This is a genomic window from Cellulomonas septica, assembly GCF_012396155.1.
Lineage (GTDB): Bacteria > Actinomycetota > Actinomycetes > Actinomycetales > Cellulomonadaceae > Cellulomonas > Cellulomonas septica.
Map to the genome: position 1 here is coordinate 1 of NZ_JAAXOY010000593.1, position 2255 is coordinate 2255.

Annotated in this window: 4 protein-coding genes; 1 reads left to right on the forward strand and 3 read right to left on the reverse strand. The window is 75.3% G+C overall.

The features are described 5' to 3' along the window. From HGA02_RS16980 to HGA02_RS16990, 3 genes are all read right to left on the reverse strand, one after another. Positions 1–385, reverse strand: a 385-nt coding sequence (locus HGA02_RS16980) for a CHAT domain-containing protein (protein ID WP_168680347.1), incomplete at its 3' end; no start/stop codon positions are given. A gap of 123 nt (positions 386–508) precedes the next feature. Next, positions 509–1198, reverse strand: coding sequence for a DUF6920 family protein (locus HGA02_RS16985; protein WP_210728735.1), 690 nt, complete (start codon positions 1196–1198; stop codon positions 509–511). A gap of 163 nt (positions 1199–1361) precedes the next feature. Then, positions 1362–1814, reverse strand: coding sequence for a VOC family protein (locus tag HGA02_RS16990; protein ID WP_168680349.1), 453 nt, complete (start codon positions 1812–1814; stop codon positions 1362–1364). A gap of 102 nt (positions 1815–1916) precedes the next feature. On the opposite strand from HGA02_RS16990, the gene HGA02_RS16995 reads away from it, so the two are divergent. Then, positions 1917–2255, forward strand: a 339-nt coding sequence (locus HGA02_RS16995) for a helix-turn-helix transcriptional regulator (protein WP_168680351.1), incomplete at its 3' end; no start/stop codon positions are given.

The window sequence follows — 2255 nt, forward strand, 5'->3', positions numbered from 1 at the left end:
CGTCGCTCTTCCGATCTGCCAGCTGCTCGTACAGCGCCGCGGCGGCGGCGTGCGCCGACCGGTCCGTCACCGGGTACTGCATCGCGACCGCGACGGGCACGCCCGCCCGCACGAGCTGGTGCGCCGACCCGGCCTTCGGCTCCTGCGTGGTGACCTCGCCCGTGCTGCACCCGTTGAGCACCGCGACCCGCAGGTGCGGTGCGGCCAGCAGGTGGTCCGCGAGCGTCCGGGCGTCGAGCACGTCCGCGGTGCCGTCGTCCGCCGTGAGCGCGAGGATCCCGCCGCGCGCGTCCGCGCCGCCGTGCCCGACGACGTGCAGCACGTGCCAGCGGCCGTCGAGCGTGCACGGGTCGAGGCGCTCATGGAGGACGTGCGCGCGCTGCACGCGCAGATGGGCCCGACGGGCTCCTGACCGGCGTTCGACCATGACCCCGCGGCCGTGGCAGCCACCTTCTGACCGGGGCACGCGTGGCAGGCGGCGCGGCCGGCCGCGTCCGGCGGTCGGTCGTCAGACGAAGGACGCGTCCGTGACCGTCGCGCGGAAGAACTCGCCGTCGGCCTCGCGGTCCGTGCCTGCCCACCAGCTCGCGCGGAACCGGCCCGGCATCGTCACGCCGTGGAACGTCGCCTCGGCGTCGACCGTCACGACGAAGTGGTGGAGGGCGTGGCCCCGACCGTCCGGGTCGCCCCAGCGGTCCATCGTCACGCGCCGCAGCCGGCCGTCGGGCCCGACCTCGAACCGGACCGCGTGCTCGTCCCCCGCGATCCGCCATCTCCCCTCGAACGCGTCCGGATCGGCGTCCGGCGTCCAGGTCGCGGCACCGAACGCGGTCGGGACCAGCGCACCCTCGCCGGCCAGCCGACCGGCGGCGCTCCGGGCGACGTCGTCGTCCCGCGCGCTCATCACCGGCACGACGCCCGCGAGACGCCATCGCATCTCCCCGACGCCGTCGACGAAGCGGTCGAACCCGCGGACCGGGAGCCCGAGGATCGACGTGCGCGCCTGCCAGACGAACGCGTCTCCCGGGACGATCACCTGTCGCGCGGTGAACGGCCGCCACGAGCCGATCCTGATCTCGCCGTGCATCGTCAGCGCCGCCGAGCGGTGCAGCGGTGTCCCCTCGGCGATCGCGTGCCGCAACCAGCGGCCGGTCGCCTCGGGCAGACCGTCCGTGCTCGCGCGCGTGAAGCGGGGCACCAGCGACGCCGCGGGGTCCGACCGCCGGCCGTCGTCGGGTCGCGCGCGTGCCGCAGACGCGGGACCGGGCACGAGACCTCCACCCCCTCCATCGGGACTGTTCCGCACGGTAGGAGCGGGGCGGGACCGTCGCGCGAGTCGAAGGTCCCGCCTCCCGCTCAGGTCAGGCGGACGCGGCCACGTCGAGCACCCACGTCACGCCGAAGCGGTCGGTCAGCATGCCGAACCCCGCGCTCCACGCGGAGGCGGCGAGCGGCTCGACGACCGTCGCACCCTCAGCGAGGCCGTCCCAGACCGCCCGGACCTCGTCGAGCGAGGCACCGCGGACGGAGACGAAGAACGGCTGGTCGGTGAGGGTGACGCCGTTCTCGCGCCGCGTCGAGCCCCTCTGCGCCGGACCCGGTGCGCCGGGGACGTCGTACGCCATGACGCGGAACCCGTTGTCGGCCTCGACGAACCCGAAGACGACGCGGTCGGCACCGGGCGCGTCGGCGGGCATGCCGAGCTCGGCGTAGGTGGTCACGGTGACGCGCCCGCCGACGGCCGCCGCGTACAGGTCGAGAGCCGCGCGGGCGTCGCCGCGGAAGTTGAGGTGCGTGGTGGTGGTGAGGGTCATGTCCGCTCCTGACGGGTGCTCGCCCGGGTCGATCCCGGTGTCCACCACCCTTCCGTGCGTGTAGGCCAGGTTCGGTCCTACTCCGGCCCTAGGCTCCCAGACATGGCGACGACCACCTCCCGCCTGCTGCGGCTGCTCTCGCTGCTCCAGACGCGCCGCGAGTGGCCGGGCTCGCTCCTGGCCGACCGCCTCGGCATCAGCCGCCGGACCGTGCGCCGCGACGTCGAACGGCTGCGCGAGATGGGCTACCGGATCGAGGCGACGATGGGGCCGGACGGCGGCTACCGGCTCGAGGCCGGCTCGGAGGTCCCGCCGCTCCTCCTCGACGACGACCAGGTGGTCGCCCTCGCCGTGGCGCTGCAGGCGGCGACCGCGACCGGCGCGGCGATCGACGAGGCCGCGGTGCGCGCGCTCGGCACGGTGCGGCAGGTGATGCCGTCG

Coding starts and splice junctions, on each gene's coding strand:
- HGA02_RS16990 (WP_168680349.1), bottom strand. CDS start 1,814: ATGACCCTCACCACCACCACGCACCTCAACTTCCGCGGCGACGCCCGC.